This is a genomic window from Polynucleobacter sp. AP-Titi-500A-B4, assembly GCF_018688095.1.
Taxonomy (GTDB): Bacteria; Pseudomonadota; Gammaproteobacteria; order Burkholderiales; family Burkholderiaceae; genus Polynucleobacter.
Genome location: NZ_CP061311.1, coordinates 738,997 through 757,684 on the forward strand (window position 1 = coordinate 738,997; position 18,688 = coordinate 757,684).

Annotated in this window: 18 protein-coding genes and 1 tRNA gene; 14 read left to right on the forward strand and 5 right to left on the reverse strand. The window is 46.3% G+C overall.

Annotated features, from left to right (window positions below; genetic code table 11):
* Positions 1 to 22 precede the first annotated feature (22 nt).
* The 3 genes from FD968_RS03885 (at position 23) to FD968_RS03895 (ending at position 4,237) form a co-directional block, all read left to right on the forward strand.
* The gene (locus FD968_RS03885) at positions 23 to 1,363 is read left to right on the forward strand and encodes an adenylosuccinate synthase (RefSeq protein WP_215367463.1); all 1,341 of its coding nucleotides are present in this window, start codon (positions 23 to 25) and stop codon (positions 1,361 to 1,363) included.
* Positions 1,364 to 1,440: 77 nt separating this feature from the next.
* Positions 1,441 to 3,657 carry a malate synthase G gene (locus tag FD968_RS03890; RefSeq protein WP_215367464.1) on the forward strand — a complete coding sequence of 739 codons (2,217 nt, stop codon included), beginning with the start codon at positions 1,441 to 1,443 and terminating at the stop codon, positions 3,655 to 3,657.
* 76 nt (positions 3,658 to 3,733) lie between these two features.
* Positions 3,734 to 4,237, forward strand: a complete 504-nt coding sequence (locus FD968_RS03895) for a hypothetical protein (RefSeq protein ID WP_215367465.1) — start codon at positions 3,734 to 3,736, stop codon at positions 4,235 to 4,237.
* Here the strand turns inward: FD968_RS03895 and FD968_RS03900 are convergent.
* Positions 4,224 to 4,739, reverse strand: coding sequence for a hypothetical protein (locus FD968_RS03900; RefSeq protein ID WP_215367466.1), 516 nt, complete (start codon positions 4,737 to 4,739; stop codon positions 4,224 to 4,226). The two genes, FD968_RS03895 and FD968_RS03900, sit on opposite strands and share 14 nt — an antisense overlap.
* Before the next feature lie 80 nt (positions 4,740 to 4,819).
* Here FD968_RS03900 and FD968_RS03905 point away from each other — a divergent pair, with 80 nt between their 5' ends.
* From FD968_RS03905 to FD968_RS03925, 5 genes are read left to right on the forward strand one after another with little or no spacing between them, the layout of a single operon-like run.
* Positions 4,820 to 6,049: an MFS transporter gene (locus tag FD968_RS03905; RefSeq protein WP_215367467.1), complete on the forward strand. Its 1,230-nt coding sequence runs from the start codon at positions 4,820 to 4,822 to the stop codon at positions 6,047 to 6,049.
* A 40-nt stretch (positions 6,050 to 6,089) separates the two neighbouring features.
* Positions 6,090 to 6,773 (forward strand): dienelactone hydrolase family protein, encoded by a 684-nt coding sequence (locus FD968_RS03910; RefSeq protein ID WP_215367468.1) that lies wholly within the window; start codon positions 6,090 to 6,092, stop codon positions 6,771 to 6,773.
* Positions 6,774 to 6,796: 23 nt separating this feature from the next.
* On the forward strand, positions 6,797 to 7,294 hold the full coding sequence (locus FD968_RS03915; RefSeq protein ID WP_215367469.1) for a hypothetical protein: 498 nt from the start codon (positions 6,797 to 6,799) through the stop codon (positions 7,292 to 7,294).
* 9 nt (positions 7,295 to 7,303) lie between these two features.
* Complete coding sequence (locus FD968_RS03920; protein WP_215367470.1) at positions 7,304 to 8,029, forward strand: AzlC family ABC transporter permease; 726 nt, start codon at positions 7,304 to 7,306, stop codon at positions 8,027 to 8,029.
* The gene (locus FD968_RS03925) at positions 8,029 to 8,367 is read left to right on the forward strand and encodes an AzlD domain-containing protein (protein ID WP_215367471.1); all 339 of its coding nucleotides are present in this window, start codon (positions 8,029 to 8,031) and stop codon (positions 8,365 to 8,367) included. The genes FD968_RS03920 and FD968_RS03925 overlap by 1 nt, the downstream gene beginning before the upstream one ends.
* Before the next feature lie 59 nt (positions 8,368 to 8,426).
* Here the strand turns inward: FD968_RS03925 and FD968_RS03930 are convergent.
* Positions 8,427 to 8,513, reverse strand: a tRNA-Leu gene (locus FD968_RS03930).
* A gap of 157 nt (positions 8,514 to 8,670) precedes the next feature.
* Between FD968_RS03930 and rnr the strand changes: the two genes are divergently transcribed.
* The 5 genes from rnr (at position 8,671) to FD968_RS03955 (ending at position 14,686) form a co-directional block, all read left to right on the forward strand.
* On the forward strand, positions 8,671 to 11,061 hold the full coding sequence (rnr, locus tag FD968_RS03935) for a ribonuclease R (RefSeq protein WP_215367472.1): 2,391 nt from the start codon (positions 8,671 to 8,673) through the stop codon (positions 11,059 to 11,061).
* Positions 11,062 to 11,097: 36 nt separating this feature from the next.
* Complete coding sequence (gene rlmB, locus FD968_RS03940) at positions 11,098 to 11,853, forward strand: 23S rRNA (guanosine(2251)-2'-O)-methyltransferase RlmB (RefSeq protein ID WP_215367473.1); 756 nt, start codon at positions 11,098 to 11,100, stop codon at positions 11,851 to 11,853.
* Between the two features lie 39 nt (positions 11,854 to 11,892).
* A complete protein-coding gene (locus tag FD968_RS03945; RefSeq protein ID WP_215367474.1) occupies positions 11,893 to 12,078 on the forward strand; it encodes a DUF2892 domain-containing protein in 186 nt (61 codons plus the stop codon).
* 211 nt (positions 12,079 to 12,289) lie between these two features.
* Positions 12,290 to 13,075 (forward strand): hypothetical protein, encoded by a 786-nt coding sequence (locus FD968_RS03950; protein ID WP_215367475.1) that lies wholly within the window; start codon positions 12,290 to 12,292, stop codon positions 13,073 to 13,075.
* Positions 13,076 to 13,204: 129 nt separating this feature from the next.
* Complete coding sequence (locus FD968_RS03955; protein WP_215367476.1) at positions 13,205 to 14,686, forward strand: DUF1254 domain-containing protein; 1,482 nt, start codon at positions 13,205 to 13,207, stop codon at positions 14,684 to 14,686.
* A gap of 224 nt (positions 14,687 to 14,910) precedes the next feature.
* Here FD968_RS03955 and tal read toward each other — a convergent pair whose 3' ends face one another.
* Positions 14,911 to 15,888, reverse strand: a complete 978-nt coding sequence (gene tal / locus FD968_RS03960) for a transaldolase (protein ID WP_251367631.1) — start codon at positions 15,886 to 15,888, stop codon at positions 14,911 to 14,913.
* A gap of 104 nt (positions 15,889 to 15,992) precedes the next feature.
* On the opposite strand from tal, the gene rpiA reads away from it, so the two are divergent.
* Complete coding sequence (rpiA, locus tag FD968_RS03965; protein ID WP_215367478.1) at positions 15,993 to 16,703, forward strand: ribose-5-phosphate isomerase RpiA; 711 nt, start codon at positions 15,993 to 15,995, stop codon at positions 16,701 to 16,703.
* A gap of 299 nt (positions 16,704 to 17,002) precedes the next feature.
* Here rpiA and FD968_RS03970 read toward each other — a convergent pair whose 3' ends face one another.
* Positions 17,003 to 17,275, reverse strand: coding sequence for an oxidative damage protection protein (locus FD968_RS03970; protein WP_068321192.1), 273 nt, complete (start codon positions 17,273 to 17,275; stop codon positions 17,003 to 17,005).
* Between the two features lie 32 nt (positions 17,276 to 17,307).
* Positions 17,308 to 18,672: an amino-acid N-acetyltransferase gene (gene argA / locus FD968_RS03975; RefSeq protein WP_215367479.1), complete on the reverse strand. Its 1,365-nt coding sequence runs from the start codon at positions 18,670 to 18,672 to the stop codon at positions 17,308 to 17,310.
* Between the last annotated feature and the right edge of the window lie 16 nt (positions 18,673 to 18,688).

Below are 18,688 nucleotides of genomic sequence, written 5' to 3' on the forward strand. Positions count from 1 at the left end.
AATTATCTTTTTGGATTTCAATATGTCTTCAAAGCAGCAAGCACAAGGTCGTAACGTAGTTGTCATTGGCACCCAATGGGGTGATGAAGGCAAAGGAAAAGTAGTTGATTGGTTAACGGATCACGCGCAAGCGGTAGTGCGTTTCCAGGGTGGACACAATGCTGGTCACACCCTCATCATTGGCGATAAGAAGACGATCTTACGTTTGATCCCATCCGGAATCATGCATAAGAATGTGATCTGCTATATCGGTAACGGTGTCGTACTCTCACCAGAAGCGCTGTTTAAAGAAATTGGTGAACTCGAGTCTGCTGGTTTAGATGTGCAGTCCCGTTTAAAGATCTCTGAAGCCACCACCTTGATTTTGCCGTATCACGTAGCAATCGATCATGCTCGCGAGAAGAAGCGCGGCGAAGCAAAGATTGGTACGACTGGCCGTGGTATCGGACCGGCATACGAAGATAAAGTGGCACGCCGTGCATTGCGTGTGCAAGATTTGTTTTACCCAGAAAAGTTTGCGGCGCAATTGCGTGAGAACTTGGAATATCACAACTTTATGCTTACCAACTACTATGGTGCAGAGCCTGTGAACTATGAGAAGACGCTTGCTGAAGCTATGTCTTACGCAGAGCGCCTCAAACCCATGGTAGTAGACGTCTCTAGCGCTTTGTATGCTGCTGAGCAAGCTGGTCAAAATCTCTTGTTTGAAGGTGCGCAAGGCACTTTACTTGATATTGATCATGGCACTTATCCATACGTGACTTCTAGTAACTGCGTAGCAGGAAATGCTGCTGCGGGTTCTGGTGTTGGCCCAGACTCATTGCAATACATCTTGGGTATTACGAAAGCCTATTGCACACGTGTTGGCGCAGGCCCATTCCCAAGCGAGTTGTATGACCATGACAATCCATCAAGACAGGATCCTATTGGTATTCGTCTGGCTGAGGTTGGTAAGGAATTTGGATCTGTGACTGGTCGTCCTCGTCGCACCGGTTGGTTAGATGCGGCTGCCTTAAAGCGTTCGATTCAGATTAACGGCCTGTCCGGCCTTTGTATTACTAAGCTGGATGTACTCGATGGCCTAGAAACCATTCGCTTGTGTGTTGGCTACAACCTTGATGGTAAGCAATTAGATGTATTGCCGCGTGGCGCTGAATCAGTAGCTCGATGCGAACCTATCTATGAAGATTTCCCTGGTTGGAAGGGTACAACTTTTGGTATTCGTGAATGGGCAAAGCTGCCTGTGGAAGCCCAAAACTTCCTACGTCGTATCGAGGAAGTTGCTGGTAAGCCGATCGCGATGGTATCGACAGGTCCAGAGCGTGACGAAACTATTTTGCTACAGCATCCTTTTCAGGATTGATGGAAAATATTTGACTCAGTAATAAAGTAAGTAACTCAGTAACCCCATTTTTAACTTTTGTATAAGAAATCAACAACATGACTGCGCGTACCACCTGCAATAGCCTTCAAGTAGCAACCCCTCTCTATCGTTTTATTGAAGACAAAGTACTTCCTGGAACTGGTATTAAGAGTGCTGACTTTTGGAAGGGCTTTGATGAAATTGTTAAAGACTTAACTCCAAAAAATGAAGCTTTGCTCGCAAAGCGTGATCGCTTACAAATGGATTTAGATAAATGGCATAAAGCAAATCCAGGTCCAATCAAAGATATGCCTGCCTATCGTAAGTATTTGCAGGAAATTGGTTATATCGAAGATGTGCCTGCCAAGATTATGGCCACCACTCAGAATGTAGATGATGAACTCGCTCTTCAAGCCGGTCCTCAGCTGGTTGTTCCGGTTCTCAATGCGCGCTATGCTTTAAATGCTGCTAATGCTCGTTGGGGCTCTTTATATGATGCTTTGTATGGTACAGATGTTATCTCTGAAGTAGATGGTGCCACTAAGGGTAGTGCTTACAATCCTATCCGTGGTGCAAAGGTAGTTGCCTATGCGCGTCAGTTTTTAGATGAAGCCGCTCCGTTAGCTGGGGCTTTATATAGCGATGTAGTGGGATATAGCGTAGTGGATAAAAAACTGTCCGTGAAATTAAAAGACGGTAAAACTACCAGCTTGATTGATGAAAAACAGTTCGTTGGCTATCAAGGTGATGCGTCTGCGCCATCCTCTGTTTTATTGCGTAATCATGGCATTCATATTGACATCCAAATTGATAAGACTAAAACGATTGGCGCTTCTGATCCAGCCGGTGTAAATGATGTGGTACTGGAAGCAGCGCTCTCAACAATTCTGGATTTAGAAGATTCAGTAGCTGTAGTTGATGGTGATGACAAAGTGCTTGCCTATGAGAATTGGTTAGGCATTCTTAAAGGCACTTTAGTTGAAGAGGTGAGCAAGGGTGGTAAAACCTTTACTCGCAAACTGAATCCAGATCGTCAATACAACGCAGGTATCGGCGCTACCAATGCAAAAGACGGCATTGTGACCTTGCATGGCCGTTCACTCTTGTTCCTTCGCAACGTTGGTCACCTGATGACGAACCCAGCGATCATTACAGGTGAAGGTAAGGAAATCTACGAAGGCATCTTGGATGCAGTCGTAACGGTGTTGATTGCTTTGTATGACATCAATCGACCAGCAACTCAGGCTATTGGCAATACCCGTAAAGGTTCTGTCTATATTGTGAAGCCAAAAATGCACAGCGCAGAAGAAGTAGCATTTGCGAGCGAGCTCTTTGGTCGGGTTGAGAAATTACTGGGCTTGCCTGAGAACACTGTTAAGTTAGGCATTATGGATGAAGAGCGCCGTATGAGCGTGAACATCAAGGCTGCTATTGCTGCAGCGGGTGCTCGTGTTGCCTTTATTAATACTGGATTCTTGGATCGTACTGGTGATGAAATGCATACCGGCATGTATGGCGGCGCCATGGTTCGTAAAGGCAGAATGAAGATTGCTAAATGGTTCGGAGCGTATGAGCGCCGCAACGTATTGGCAGGCTTGGATTGCGGCTTACGTGGTCGCGCGCAGATTGGTAAGGGCATGTGGCCTGCACCAGATCTCATGAAAGAAATGGTAGAGCAAAAAGGCGCACACCCTTCAGCTGGAGCAAATACCGCCTGGGTACCATCGCCAACCGCCGCTACATTGCATGCAATCCACTATCACCAGGTTGATGTTGCCAAGATCCAAGCGGACATGGAGATTCTAGATACTGCAGCTGAATATGATGCTTTAACCGATGATCTCTTGACTGTGCCAATCGCGCTCTACCCTGATTGGACTAAAGAGGAGATTCGCGAATCTCTCAACAATAACTGCCAAGGTATTTTGGGTTATGTAGTCCGCTGGATCGACCAAGGTGTTGGTTGCTCTAAGGTGCCTGATATTTATAACGTCGGTTTAATGGAAGATCGCGCAACCTTGCGTATTTCTAGTCAGCATATTGCTAACTGGCTGCTACACAAATATGTCACCAAAGCTGAAGTCGAGGAAGCCATGCAACGTATGGCTGCGATTGTGGATACACAAAATGCTGGTGATCCTTTGTACAAGCCGATGATGCCAAACTACAAAGATTCCTATGCCTTTAAAGCAGCTAGCGACTTGATTTTCAAAGGTCTCGAGCAGCCTAACGGCTATACAGAGCCTTTGTTGCACGCATGGCGCTTGGAAGTGAAGAAAGCGCAAGCGAAGTAATCGCGTTCAACTGGTAAAAGGAAATGGATTTGTCGAAAGGCAAGTCCATTTTTTATTAGCAACCCACAAAAAACACATGTTTAGCTTCCTAAATCCCTTTGCCCGCTTACAGCGCTCACACCAAGTCTTTCCATTTCAACTGAATGATGGTGGTAGAGATGCAGCTGGCTTTAAGGGTGGGGCAGGTGATTGTGTAGTGAGATCAATTGCGATTGCTGCCAATCTTCCCTATATGCAAGTCTATGACGATTTACGCGATGCCAATGCACGATACGCCAGCGAGCGTGATAACAAACTATCTAGGCATCTTGCGCAAAGAGGATCCTCTCCACGCAATGGCAATCATCGTAATGTCTTTCATGATTACATCTTGAGTCATGGCTTTGAATGGGTGCCGACCATGAAAGTGGGTGCTGGTTGTCAGGTACACCTTAGACCTGAAGAGCTGCCAACAGGTACTTTGATCGTCAAAGTCTCAAAACATCTCACTGCAGTCATCGATGGTGTGATTCATGATACGCATAACCCCTCGAGGGGTGGAAGTCGCTGCGTATATGGTTACTACATTAAGAAGGTTTAGCGTGGCTCCGGTTGTACTTTAATCTCCATGCCTTCTTGTAGGTATCGGTCATGCCAATCATGACTGAAGTTGTCCAAGCGATCGAGAACAATCCCGTAAAGGCGATAAAGAAAGCTAAGCTTTTCCAGCCTGGCGGCAAGGAGTCAGAAGCAAAACCAACAGTGGTATAGCAACTACCCGCAAATATTAAAGCCTCAATGCCATTGGGAATCAGGCCGAGCCCAATCAGGTAAAAAGTCCAGAGCACAATTTCAAAAATATGTACGCAGGCAATCAAGATAAATGCAACGTAGAAGTGAATAAAAACCCGATTGTATTGTCCAAGACTATGGTTGCGATCAGTCTTCTTATCGAAACGCACGATGATGTGATTGATACAACTGCCATGAAAAACCAAAATCACAATCAGAGCGATGATTCCAAAGACAACATCGGTGATGAGCGGAATCACAGGGATGCCTAGTACGGCTGTTTGTAGAACGGGTTCGGCGATATTCGTCATAGTCTAGGTGGTTAGAAGGTCAGCAGGAATAGGATTCAAGGGTGATAATGGCACATTGACCAGTGCGTGTAAAGTAGACCTTGAGCCAGCCATCCAATCTTTTTGAATCCCCCAAGCGAGAACGTTTTTTTCTCTTTGCGTTGGCAGGAATTCAGTTCACACATATATTGGATTTCATGATCATGATGCCTTTAGGGCCTCAGTTCATTAAAGCGCTCTCGATCAACACCCATCAGTTTGGCTTATTGCTGTCTTCCTATACATTTGCCGCTGCGATTGCAGGTGTGTTTGCAACTTACTACGTAGACCGCTTTGAGAGACGGCAGCTGCTACTGCGTTTATATATCTGTTTTATTGTTGCCACGATCGCCTGTGGTTTTGCACCAAACTACCATTCACTTTTTATTGCCCGCGCATGTGCTGGAGCGTTCGGTGGCATCCTGGGTTCGCTGGTGCAGACCATTGTGGCTGACTCCATTCCGTTTGAGCGCCGGGGTAAAGCCTTGGGAACGGTGATGGCGGCATTCTCTGTGTCAACGGTTGCGGGTGTGCCCTTGAGTTTGTTTTTGGCAAATCACATCGAGTCTCTTGGCTGGCGTGCGCCATTTATGTTCATTGGTTTAATCTCGACTTTGATTCTCTATATTGGCTATCGTAATATTCCTAAGATTTCGGGGCATTTGCATCATGTGCAAGAGGGTAGTCGCTTTAGGCAGATCTATGACATCTTGATTGCCCATCATCATCTGCGCGCCTTCTTGTTCATGGCCTTGATTATGTTGACGGGATTCTCAGTCATTCCATACATTGCCTTGTACTTGACTGCAAACGTTGGTGTAGCTGATGCCTATATTTCATTGATCTATTTGTGTGGTGGAGTGGCGACTTTGATGAGCTCTCGATTAATCGGGCACATGGCTGATAAATATGGGAAGGTCAAAGTCTTTCGAGTTTTAGCGATTGTGAGTTTGGTTCCGCTGATTGTGACTACCAATTTAGTACCCGTTCCATTGTGGGTTGTACTCCTCAATTCCACAGCCTTCTTTATTTTGATCTCCGGCCGCATGATTCCGGCGATGGCAATTGTGAGTCAATTGGTGGAGCCTAAAATTCGGGGCACATTCATGAGCTTGGTGGGCTCGATTCAGATGCTGGCTTCAGGAATTGCCTCGGTATTGGCTGGGGCAGTTGTTACTATTGCTGCTGACGGTAAGATGGAGCATTACAACCTGGTTGGGTATGGCGCAGCAGCATGTGGCTTGCTCACATTTTGGCTGGTAGGATATATCCACTCAGATGCCAAAAAGTAAGATAACAAAATAGCACCAGTCAAGATATAAAGGAACACAAATGATCGAATACAAAAGACCCGATGGACAATCAATTAAAGGTTACTTAGCAGAGCCCGCTGATCAAGTGAATGCCCCTGGCGTGGTAGTCATACAAGAGTGGTGGGGTCTTGATAGTGAAGTCAAGGCAGTAGCTGATCGTTTGGCTAAGGCGGGTTATCGTGCACTCGTGCCAGATTTATATCGTGGCAAATTGGCCTTAGAGGCTCAAGAGGCCGAGCATCTGATGGGCGATCTAAACTTTGGTGATGCAGCCGGTCAAGATATTCGTGGTGCTGTTCAGTATCTTAAGTCGACCGGTAGCAAAAAGGTGGCTGTCACAGGTTTCTGCATGGGTGGCGCATTGACAGTGCTCTCAGCCTGCAATGTTCCAGAGCTAGACGCTACTGTGGTTTGGTATGGCTATCCTCCTTTGGAATATGTTGATACCAAAGCCATTGCTAAGCCGATGATGGCGCACTGGGCGACGCATGATGATTTCTTTGCAATCTCTGGGGTAGATCAGTTAGATGCGAAGTTGACTGAAGCAGGGGCGGAGCATGAGTTCTATCGCTATGATGCGAAGCATGCCTTTGCAAACCCTAAATCAGATGCACGTGGATTGCCACCATTGGCCTATAACGAGGCAGCTGCATCGCTGGCTTGGGACAGAACCATGCAGTTCTTCAAAAAGAACTTGGCTTAATTAAAAATTTAAGTGAATTTGCAATGCATCTCTTTTCAGAAAACCTCGCTGTAGAAGTCTCTTCTTATTACCGTAACCTGGTCTTAGGGCATGGTCTGACGCCTAAGGTCTTTACTTTGGTGAATGCTGATGGTGATCAATACCTCTTTTTTATTGATGACCTTCAGATGGAGCGGGCAGAGGAAGATCAATTTCTGGCCTATATCGTTGAGCAGCATGATGCGGTGACCTATGCGCGCGGCACTTTAGTCGTCGTCGATAAGGCTCAACAATTTATTGAATTTGCCGTCGTCGATAAAGATGATGAGCAGGCGATTGTATGTTCAGCAGAACTCACCCGTGATATGGAAGATAAGCCTGTTGGTCTAACCGAGTTTGAAAAGACCCTGGTTAAACGGGAATCGATTGTCTTTGGCCACCTTTACGACTCCGTAAAACTCTCTGAAGAAAAAACGGAAGACTTTGAGAGTCTTTGGGAAGAAATGAAGCCCAAGATTTTGCATAGAAATATGGGGATCTAGTTCAGGGGCATGACTTCTCAGCAACAACAGTATTTTTTAGATGGCTTTAAAGAGATGTCGCGCTCAGGCGTGACAATCTTAACTTGGGGGTTTGTGACTGGCATTGCGATGGCCAAGTCGACTTTAACCGTTCAACAAGCTTTGGCGATGAGCCTCTTGGTTTATGCGGGATCATCACAGTTAACAGCACTTCCACTGATTGCTGCTGGCTTACCAATATGGATGATATTAGTGACTTCATTTATGGTGAACCTGCGCTTCGTTATTTTTAGTCTCGGATTGCAAGCCCATTTTTCTCATTTACCAGCTTGGCGCAGAATCCTCTTAGGCTATTGCACAGCAGACTTTAGTTATCTTTTTTATATTCGGCGTTATCCCAAGCCTGAAACAATCCAAGAGCGTCAATCTGATCAAGAGCATCTCCGCTTACATTGGTTGATGGGTATGCAATTTTCAAACTGGCTCTTATGGCAACTGGGCTCTATTACCGGAATTCTGCTTGCAAGCCAAATTCCAAATAGTTGGGGCCTTGAATTCGCGGGGGCGATTGCTTTATTGGTCATTATTGTGCCCATGCTAGATCGAGCGGCTGCGCGGTGGGCTGCCGTTACTGCAGCTGTAGTTGCAGTAGCAACCTATGGAATGCCGTTTCGACTCAATATTGTGATAGCCATCGCAGCTGCATTAGTTGTAGGCATGATGACCGATAAATCTCCCAAAGAAAGCAGACTTTAATGCAGATCGATTGGAATATTTATTTACTCATCATTGGCATGACTCTGGTTACCGCCTGGTCTCGCAGTTTCTTTCTAATTTTGGGTGAGCGCGTGAAAGTTTCTGACTGGATTCTTGAGGCAATTCGTTTTGCGCCAATGGCGGCGATGGTTGCTATTTTGGCTCCTGAAATTTTCCTACCCGCAAGTGCAACTAGCGTGACCCAATTTGATTTGAGCCTTCCTAATATTTGGGGTGGATTGGCTGCCTTCGTTGCTTTCTACCTTAGTCGAAAAATGATCATTACCTTGCTTGTTGGGATGACCGTTTTTACGATTGCCAGATTCTGGCTTGGATAGACCTGATTCAGACTTGTAAATCGGCTTTTTGACCCCATATAAGGTCTATTGAGAGTGTTTGGTGCCCAGGAAGGGACTCGAACCCCCACAACCTTACGATCGCCAGCACCTGAAGCTGGTGCGTCTACCAATTTCGCCACCTGGGCATGCCTCTATTATAGAGGGATAGGCGTTTTTAGGCTTTTTCAACCCCATTTTGGCTTTTTCCCTTCAGACTTGGTGGTTTGATACAGTAGCCTTATTCATAACAAAAATAGATATCAGTAGATATATAAATAGGGCATGTATTGCCGAAGGAATTAAATGCGTAAAGCAAAAGACTTGATGCCCCGTGAGGCTGATCGTTTAGGTACGATTCAAGGGCACCGAGATGGATTTGGGTTTGTTATTCCTGATGATGGTGGTGAAGATATTTTTCTCTCTGAACGAGAAATGTCCCGCGTCATGCACGGCGATAGAGTCAATGTCAGGGTATTAGGAACTGATCGACGTGGTCGCCCAGAAGGGCAGATTGTTGAAGTTGTTCTACACGCCAACAAGGTCGTCATCGGTCGCCTCTTAAATGAAAACGGTGTTTTGATTGTTGCGCCTGAAGATAAGCGTATTGGTCATGACATTCTCATTCCACCTAAAGGCCAAGGACAAGCAAAGTTAGGTCAAGTGGTTAGTGTTGAAATCATTGATTACCCAGATAGCTATCGTCAAGCAGTTGGACGTGTTGTTGAGGTCTTGGGTGAGATCGATGATCCTGGTATGGAAATCGAAATCGCGGTACGCAAGTACGGTGTGCCCCATGAATTCTCTGCTGCTGCAATGAAAGAAGCCGCAGCATTGCCTGATACTGTTCAGCAAGAAGATTTAGAGGGTCGAGTAGATCTACGCGATGTACCGCTAGTCACGATTGACGGTGCCGATGCTAGAGACTTCGATGATGCGGTCTATTGTGAGCCAGTGATGTACGGCAAAACAAAAGCATGGCGCCTGATTGTGGCGATTGCGGACGTATCGCACTACGTTAAACCAGGTCATCCCCTAGATGATGAGGGCTTGTTGCGTGCAACCTCGGTGTATTTCCCAAGACGGGTAATCCCAATGTTGCCGGAGAAGATTTCGAATGGTCTTTGCTCGCTGAATCCCAATGTTGATCGCCTCTGTATGGTGTGTGATTCTGTAGTCGATAACAATGGCATTGTCTTGGCATACCAGTTTTACCCAGCGGTCATGCATTCTGCACAACGCTTCACCTACGATACGGTTTGGGAAATTCTCTCGAACAGTAAGGGTCCTGAAGCGGCACGCTTTGCTCAGTTCCGCCCACTGCTAACCAACCTGTATTCCTTATACAAGATTCTCTTGTCTGCTCGTGAGAAGCGGGGCGCCATTGAATTTGAAACAACAGAAACTCAAATTATTAGTAATGAGCTTGGCAAGATTCTCCGGATCGAGCCACGCCTGCGTAATGATGCTCATCGTTTAATCGAAGAGTGCATGTTGACAGCCAACGTCTGTGCAGCTGACTTTATTGATAAGAACAAGCATCTGAGCCTATACCGTGTCCACGGTGAGCCTTCTGAAGAGAAGCTCGTTACGCTACGCCAAGTATTAAGAACCTCTGGCTTATCCCTGGGTGGTGGTGAGAAACCAAAGCCCCGTGATTTTGCAAAGTTGATGCGCGAGATTAAAGACCGACCAGATGCCAATATGTTGCAATCAGTGGTTCTGCGTTCAATGCAGCAAGCGATGTATCAGCCAGATAACGAAGGTCACTTTGGCTTGGCATATCCAGCGTATTCTCATTTCACCAGTCCGATTCGTCGCTATCCAGATTTATTGACACACCGTGTAATCAAGTCGATCTTGCAGAAGAAGCCCTACACACCTGTTCTGCCACCAAAAGTTCCTCTCAATCTGACTTTGCCACGCAAAGGTAAGGGCAGGGAGAACGCCGTCAATGCCAAGAAATCACAAAACGATGCCAAAGCTCCAGCTAAGGGCGCCAAGCTACCAAAAGGTGCTAATGCTGCATTACCCATCTGGGGTCAGTTAGGGGTTCACTGCTCCTCCAATGAGCGTCGTGCTGATGAGGCATCTCGTGATGTAGAAGCCTGGCTCAAGTGCTATTACATGCGTGATCACCTCGGCCAGGAATATGCAGGCACCGTCACTGGTGTTGCCAACTTTGGATTATTTATTCAGCTAGAGAATCTCTTCGTTGAGGGTATGGTTCACGTTACTGAATTGGGTGGTGATTACTTCCAATACGATGAAGCCCGTCAAGAGTTGCGCGGTGAGCGTACCGGGATTCGCTATCGCTTAGGTGATCGTATGCATGTCTTGGTTAGTCGTGTCGACTTAGATGCGCGCAAGATTGAATTTAGCCTCCTCAAGAGCTCTATTGCTGAGGGTGGCGGATCATCTACTCGCCGTCAGTTATTGCTAGCTGCTGATACCGGTAGACCAAATAAAAAGGCTGCACCCAATAAGAGTAGACCTGCTCACAAAGCACCCCAAAAACCTAGCGGCATCAATGTGAATGCAGCAAAGTCTGCTGGTACTTTAGGTGCTACTCAATCCAAGAGCAAGGCCAGTCGTAAAAATGGTAAAGCAGGTAAGCCAGGCAAACCCGGCAGATCCGTTGGCAAGCCAGCTGGCACAAAACCGCCAGTGCGCAATACCAAAGCTAGACGAAAATAAAAAGTAAATAAAGAGCAAAAAAAGTAAATACAAAAGATGAAACAAATATTAGTTGGATTTCATGCAGTTCAAGCGCGCTTACGCGTTGATCCTGATAGCCTGAAATCGGTTTACTTCGATCCAAGTCGTCGTGATCGACGCATGGGGGATTTTCTAAAGCAAGCAGAAGAAATTTTGGGCGAACGCTTGCATGCTGCAGATGCAGAGCGCCTACAAAAACTGACTGGCCATGATCGTCACCAAGGTGTTGTTGCCTTGGCTGAAAAGATGACCATCGCCCGCACGATCACTGAAGTCATTGAAGATGTCGAGGGCGCAAAAGAGAAGCCATTGTTCTTAGTACTTGATGGAGTCACTGATCCCCATAACTTTGGGGCCTGCCTTCGTGTAGCCGATGGTGCAGGAGTAGATGCTGTCGTGATTCCGAAGGATCGCTCAGCCTCAATCAATGCTACCGTCAGCAAAGTTTCTAGTGGCGCCTCTGAAGTTATGCCAGTCATTACTGTTACCAATCTTGTACGGAGTATGAAAGAGATGCAAGAAGCGGGTGTGTGGCTGATTGGTACTGACGATGAAGCTACAAAATCAATTTATGACATTGATCTCACGGGCTCTATTGCTATCGTAATGGGTGCTGAGGGCGAGGGCATGCGTCGCTTGACGAAAGAAACCTGTGATGAGCTCGTGCGCATCCCGATGCAGGGCGTGGTATCGAGCTTGAATGTGTCAGTTGCCAGTGGCGTATGCCTGTATGAGGCATTAAGACAGCGCCTTGCTAAAACTAAAAAATAAGCCTAAGCTGGGATAAGTAAAACAATCAAAGGGGTTTATATGAAATGCAATATTGGTCACACTGATCGCGTTCTTCGTATGACTGTTGGCGTCACCCTGATGGGTCTAGCAGCCTTTGGAATTACTGGCCCCTGGGCTTGGATTGGGGTCATTCCTTTGTTAACAGGAATGGTTGGGTATTGTGGGGCTTATAGCTTGCTAGGTATCAACACTGCGAAGAAGTAGAGATACCACACCCTTGCTACCAAGCCATACTACCGGGTGGCTTTATTTATCGCCTACAGTCTTCTTTCGGCCATTAAGCGACCATCATTAGTTTTTTGTACTACCCCTTCCGCCAAGTCAATTGGTATTAAAAGGGTAGATTTATTTCTGATTTTGAGTAATATAAACCCATCATCTCGAATATGACATAACCTTCTTACGGGAGAGTGAAATGAAGATAACTACAGACATGACTATAAAAGTAGCTGCTCTGTCGCTTATGCTGCTAGTTGGCATGACACCGGCCTTGGCCGACCAAAAAGTTGGTCTGACGGATCCCTGTCCAATCAAGATTGAGAATTGGCGTGGCAAGGCATTCTACGAAATACTATTCATGAACCGCCAGGCCAACGGCAGTGGGATCGGCTACTACTACAATTCTCTTGGCAAAGACCTTGAGGCGCCTAACGACGTAATGGACGCTCGCTTCCGTGCGCTGAATGCAGATGAATTGAAAAAGAAATACGGGAGCGATGGAGTCCTCTTCAATGGTCCGCGCCGTCTCGTAGCGAACAGCATTACGGGGACGGCCTGGGATGGTTGCAAAGAGAGAGTGATCTCCACGATCCCCTTGCGCGTGCTAGGCCTCTTCGAAACCCCTGACCTGAGCAAGGCCGTCACTGGAACCCTGCCTTCCTATAAGGTACTGGTGTCTAAGCGAACCAATACCTTTTTCTTCAATGCAGGCGAAACAGTATATGAGTTGATCACCCCAGAGGGCGCTGTGTACACTATGTTCAGTTTGTCCTTGAAGATTGATCCCAAGAACACCATCGAAAGCCTGCCCACCCTTGGCAAGCGCCTGACCTTGCCAGAGGGATGGAAGCTCAGATCGCGCAAGTTGGACAAGGATATGACTCTGACGTCCACCGCTGATTCCAACCCACCTAACACTATCGTTCTCGACCAACTTGAGGGCAACTACCAGTACAACGCTGGCGCCAGCGTTAAAAAGTAGTGCGTTACTGACCGGCGGTAGCGATTTAGGTTTGTTCTGCGTCTACCCACCGCTTTATGAGGGTGGGTGACGCTGCTTATGTGCAGGGGTATCAATATCAGATTGCTTGAGAAAAAGAGGGATGGCATCATGAAAAATCGCCAAATATCAGCTTTTATTGGATTAATCATTGCGGCCATCGTGACGGTAATGAGTGTTGGATGCGGTAATAAGAACGATGCCGTTTCTCAAGCGGAAAAGAGAGATACCGTAGCGGGCATTCCTGTGCCAAGTATTGAAGAGACAAAGGCGATTGCAGAAGAAGGATTCATCTACGGACTTCCGATCGTTATGAACTATGCAGTCATGTATGACTACGCGATTGATCGCGATTCAGGACAGTTCAAAGCCCCCTTTAATAAAATCAATAATGAGGCGCGTGTATTTACCTATAAAGATACGACAGTAGTTTCACCCAATAGTGATACTCCTTATTCGATTGTGTTTATGGATTTGAGATCAGAGCCGATGGTTTTATCAGTGCCTGCAGTAGATAAAAAGCGTTATTACGCAGTGATGTTATGCGATGGCAATACGTTTAATTATGGTTATATCGGTAGCCGTGCTACGGGCAATGAGGCTGGCGACTACATGGTGGTTGGCCCTAATTGGCAGGGTGAAACACCTGTGGGTATTAAAAAAGTCTTTCGTTCATCAACCCAATTTTCTGCAGCAATTTATCGCACTCAACTGTTCAATGCAGCCGATATGCCCAATGTAGTTAAGGTGCAAAGTGGGTATAAAGCGCAACCACTTTCGGCTTATCTCAAACAGCCTACTCCAGCCGCTGCCCCAGCGATTGATTTTCCAAAGGTCAATAAGGAGATGGTGAAAACTAATTTCTTCGAATATCTAAGCTTTGCGCTTCAGTACGCACCAGCCGGTCCCGAGGAAAATGCCATCCGCGAAAAATTGGCAAGTATTGGTATCGGACCGGGCAGAAAGTTTGATTTCAAAGACCTCTCTGCCGAACATAAAGCAGTAATCCTTTTGGCTATGAAAGAGGGCGAAGAGAAGATTGAAAAAATGGCTGCAAATGGAGGTAAAGACTTTAATGGGTGGAGGGTAGGCGGCCTAGCTGGTGGGGATCGCGCTTTCTTCAACGGGGATTGGCTAAAACGCGCCGCTGTTGCAAAAGCCGGCATCTATGCAAACGATTCAATTGAAGCTATGTATCCATTGACTCGGATGGATAGCCAAGGAGAAATACTTGATGGCAGCAAGCACAGTTACACGCTCACTTTTGCAAAGGGTCAGCTTCCACCGGTGAATGCCTTTTGGTCCATCACGATATACGATGGTAAGACGCAACTCTTAATCGAAAATCCAATCAATCGCTATCTGATTAACTCTCCAATGCTGCCGGGGTTAAAGAAGAATGCTGATGGATCGGTAACGATCTACATTCAAAATAAATCGCCAGGCAAATCGAAAGAAGCAAATTGGCTGCCAGCACCAAATGGTCCAATCTTTATGGTTATGCGTCTTTACTGGCCAAAAGAGAGTCCTCCATCCATATTGCCGCCAGGTGAGGGGGAGTGGAAGCCGCCTGGAATTATTTTAGCGAACTAACTTACTTCGCTCCCGGGATTTTGTATAACTGGTGGGTCGGGCGAGATTTGAACTCGCGACAAGCGATTTAAAAGTCCTCTAGCGGAGGTTATGTTCGCCAAAGTCTGCTTTGGGTCGATAGCAGTCATTGCAAAGACTGTATTTTCTAAAGTTCTCTTTGCTTTCAAATTAAGCTTCTGTTTTAAGGGGATTAGTCACTAAAAAAGTCCTAACCTAAATCTCAATTACTTTGCTAGTAGCGCTTCCAGCTTTTCTGTATCAATACAGAAATTCCGAATACCTTCAGCCAGTTTTTCTGTTGCCATTGCATCATTATTCAGTTGCAATCTAAAGCTAGACTCATCTAATTTCAGCGGCGTAATGTTCTCAGCGCTCAATGCACTTTGCGCATTCGCTGCATCTAACTTCTTGCTAACTGCTGCAGTACCTGCACTCAGTTCGGCCAATAGTTCTGGACTAATCGTTAAGAGATCGCAGCCTGCAAGCTCTAAGATTTGGCTGGTGTTTCGGAAGCTGGCACCCATGATTTCTGTAGCAATGCCAAAGTGTTTGTAATAGTGAAAGATTCTTTTGACTGAAGTCACGCCGGGATCATTGGCGCCGCCGTTATCGACATCATTCCAATTGGTGCCTAGTTTGGCTTTGTGCCAATCAGTAATGCGACCCACAAATGGTGAAATCAACTTTGCATTGGCGGCACCACAGGCTGCCGCTTGAACGAGCGAGAAGAGTAATGTCATATTGCAATGAATACCTTGCGCTTCTAATTCTTTCGCTGCTGCAATACCTTCCCAGGTGCCCGCTAACTTAATCAAGATGCGCTTGCGATCTATTCCATGAGCTTCGTAGAGTGCAATTAAGTGCTTGGCTTTAGCAACAGTTGCTTTGGTATCAAATGAGAGTCGTGCATCAACTTCAGTCGAGACTCTGCCGGGAACGATCTTCAGAATCTCAAGACCAAAAGCAACCAAGATGTAATCGACCAAATCGGTAGGGCTGATGCCTGGGTGAGCCGCTTTAACAGAGTTCACCAAAGACTGGTAATTGCTTTGCTGGGCTGCCTTGAGAATGAGGGAAGGATTGGTGGTGGCATCTTGAGGCTGAAACGCCTGCATGCGCTCAAAGTCACCGGTGTCGGCAACGACAGTGGTCAGTTTCTTGAGTTGCTCCAGTTGGCTGGAGGCTGAGGAGACGCTATTCATGGCTGGATGACTCTGCTTTAGTGGGTTCTGTAGTGGCTTGTTTTTGAATATCATATGATAGATGCATTGAATACTCAGTTCCAGTAAAGGCAATTGGCGGATATATGAATCAGGATCAACTCAAGCAAATGGTGGGCGAAGCCGCTCGAGACGAGGTATTAAAGCTTCCTGCCGGACAAATCTTAGGTGTAGGTACTGGTTCTACTGCCAACTGCTTCATTGACGCTTTAGCACCTCACAAAGATCATTTTGCCGGAACAGTTTCAAGTTCCAACGCTACAACTGAGCGATTACTCAAACATGGCTTTAAGGTACTCGACCCGAATGATGTTCTCAGTCTGCCTGCTTATGTTGATGGTGCCGATGAAATTGATCCGGCTGGTCATATGATTAAGGGTGGGGGTGGTGCGCTGACTCGCGAGAAAATCATCGCCTCAATGGCCAAGCAATTTATCTGTATTTGTGATTCTTCTAAGCAGGTTCCTGTGCTTGGCAACTTCGCGCTTCCAGTGGAAATCATTCCACTAGCTAAAGGTGTGGTGATCAGAGAACTTGAGAAGTTGGGTGGCAAAGTGACTTTGCGCCTAGCGAAGAGCACTCGCGCAGACCTCAACCAAACTCCAAGCGAGCCCTTTGTTACGGATAACGGTGGTTGGATATTAGATATAGCGGGCTTGCAAATTGCCGACCCTATCAAAATGGAATCTCAGATCAATCAAATCGCAGGTGTGATCACCGTTGGATTGTTTGCTAAAGAAAAAGCTAATGTATTGCTAGTGAGCAATGCCTCTGGCGTAAGCCGTATCGCGCTCTAATCAGTAAAAACAAAAAAAGCAGAAACAACAGTAGAAATAAAAAACCCGACGGGGTATCCCCATCGGGTTGTTTGCCATGGTTTGCATGGCGCAGGCACTCGGAAGGTATTTAGTTCCTTAGCCTATAAGCACATAGATGTACTTATTTGTATTGGCTTTCGCCAATGTAGTGGGGCACCATATCTGCCTCACTACGATTACATCCTATGCCTGTGTTTTTATCGTGTCAACAGCAGAAACTACATTTATAAAAATATATTTTTGCTGTGTTGCAACAGTACTGAGAGAGTGATTGGTAATTACTCTGCAGGCGGCACATAGCCTTGTGCCATGTCAGCGCCACCTTCAAAGAAGTATTTTTCAACTTGCTTTAAAAGGTATTGGCGAGCGCGGGGGTCAGCCATATTGAGTCGGTTTTCATTAATCAGCATGGTTTGTTGCTTTAACCAGCCAGCCCAAGCCTCTTTAGAAACTTGATTCCAAATCTTTTTACCCAATTCTCCAGGAAGCGGAGCGAAATCCATGCCTTCTGCTTCTTTATTGAGTTTGATGCATTGAACCATCCGTGCCATCTGTAATGCCTTTCTAAGGTATTTCTTTTTACTTAAAGATCTTTGGTTAAAACCATGGACTTACGGTCCCAGTTATAAATTTGCTTTCTTTCTTCTGGCAAGTCATCTACCGTAGCACGTTTAAAGCCACGCTTGAGGAACCAATGCTCAGTTCTAGTAGTCAGAACAAATAATTTCTTAATGCCCTCTTGTTTGGCGCGCATCTCAACGCGTTTTAGCAAACGCTCGCCGTCACCAGAACCTTGCACATCAGGATCGACTGCAAGGCAGGCTAATTCACCAACACCATTGGGGAATGGGAATAGAGCAGCGCAACCAAAGAGAACACGGTCATGCTCAATCACGGAGAAGCGATGAATATCGCGCTCAATCACATCTTGTCCACGGGCTGCCAAGATACCTTCTTCTTCAAGTGGCATCGTGAGCTGCAAAATACCGCCCACATCATCTTGATTGGCTTCACGCAAGTTCTCAATATCCGAAGAGGCAAGCATCATGCCAATACCGTCATGGGTAAAAAGTTCTTCTAGTAGGGCTCCATCCTGGTTGCATGGTAAGAAGTGAACCCGGCTCACGCCAGCCCGAATCGCTCTACCCGCAATATTGAGTAAGCCCTTCATGCCCAAATCAATATCTGCATTTTGTGCCACATACTCTTGCAACTGAGGCATCGAGAGTTCGGTGATGAAGTCACCCTCGGCATCTTTGAGACCAGCGTAAGGACTCAAGAAAATCAGCTTGTCTGCTTTAAGAGCAGCTGCAGTAGACGCAGCCACATCTTCATAGGCTAAGTTAAATGCTTGACCTGTTGGTGAGAAGCCCAAAGGAGAGAGCAGCACAATCTTGTTGCTGTCGAGCGATAACTTAATAGAAGTGGAATCTACTTTACGTACTAAACCAGTATGGATGTAATCAACTCCCTCCACTACGCCAACTGGCATCGCGGTAATGAAGTTACCTGAAATCACAGAGATGCGTGAACCCGCCATGGGGGTATTTGGAAGACCACGACTAAATGCCGCTTCGATATCAAGACGTAATTCACCGGCAGCTTCTTTCACACACTCAAGTGCGGCAGCATCAGTAATTCGATAGCTATGCAAAGCACTCTTGCCGAACTTACTTTTAATCTTACGCAGCATGAGCTGCTCTTCAATCTGTGGACGAATGCCATGAACCAAAACAATCCGCATACCCATGGCATGCAACATCGCAATATCTTCGATGAGATTCTCAAGACCGATTTCTTGCACGAGTTCACCAGCAAAGGCGATAACAAAGGTCTTTTCACGAAAGCTATGAATATAGGGCGCAACATCGCGCAACCACCCTACAAAGGGGAAGTTGGAGGTAGATTCTTCGGCGCTTGAGGCCTGGTTCGGTGCATTTGTTGGCATAGTGAGAAAATTATAG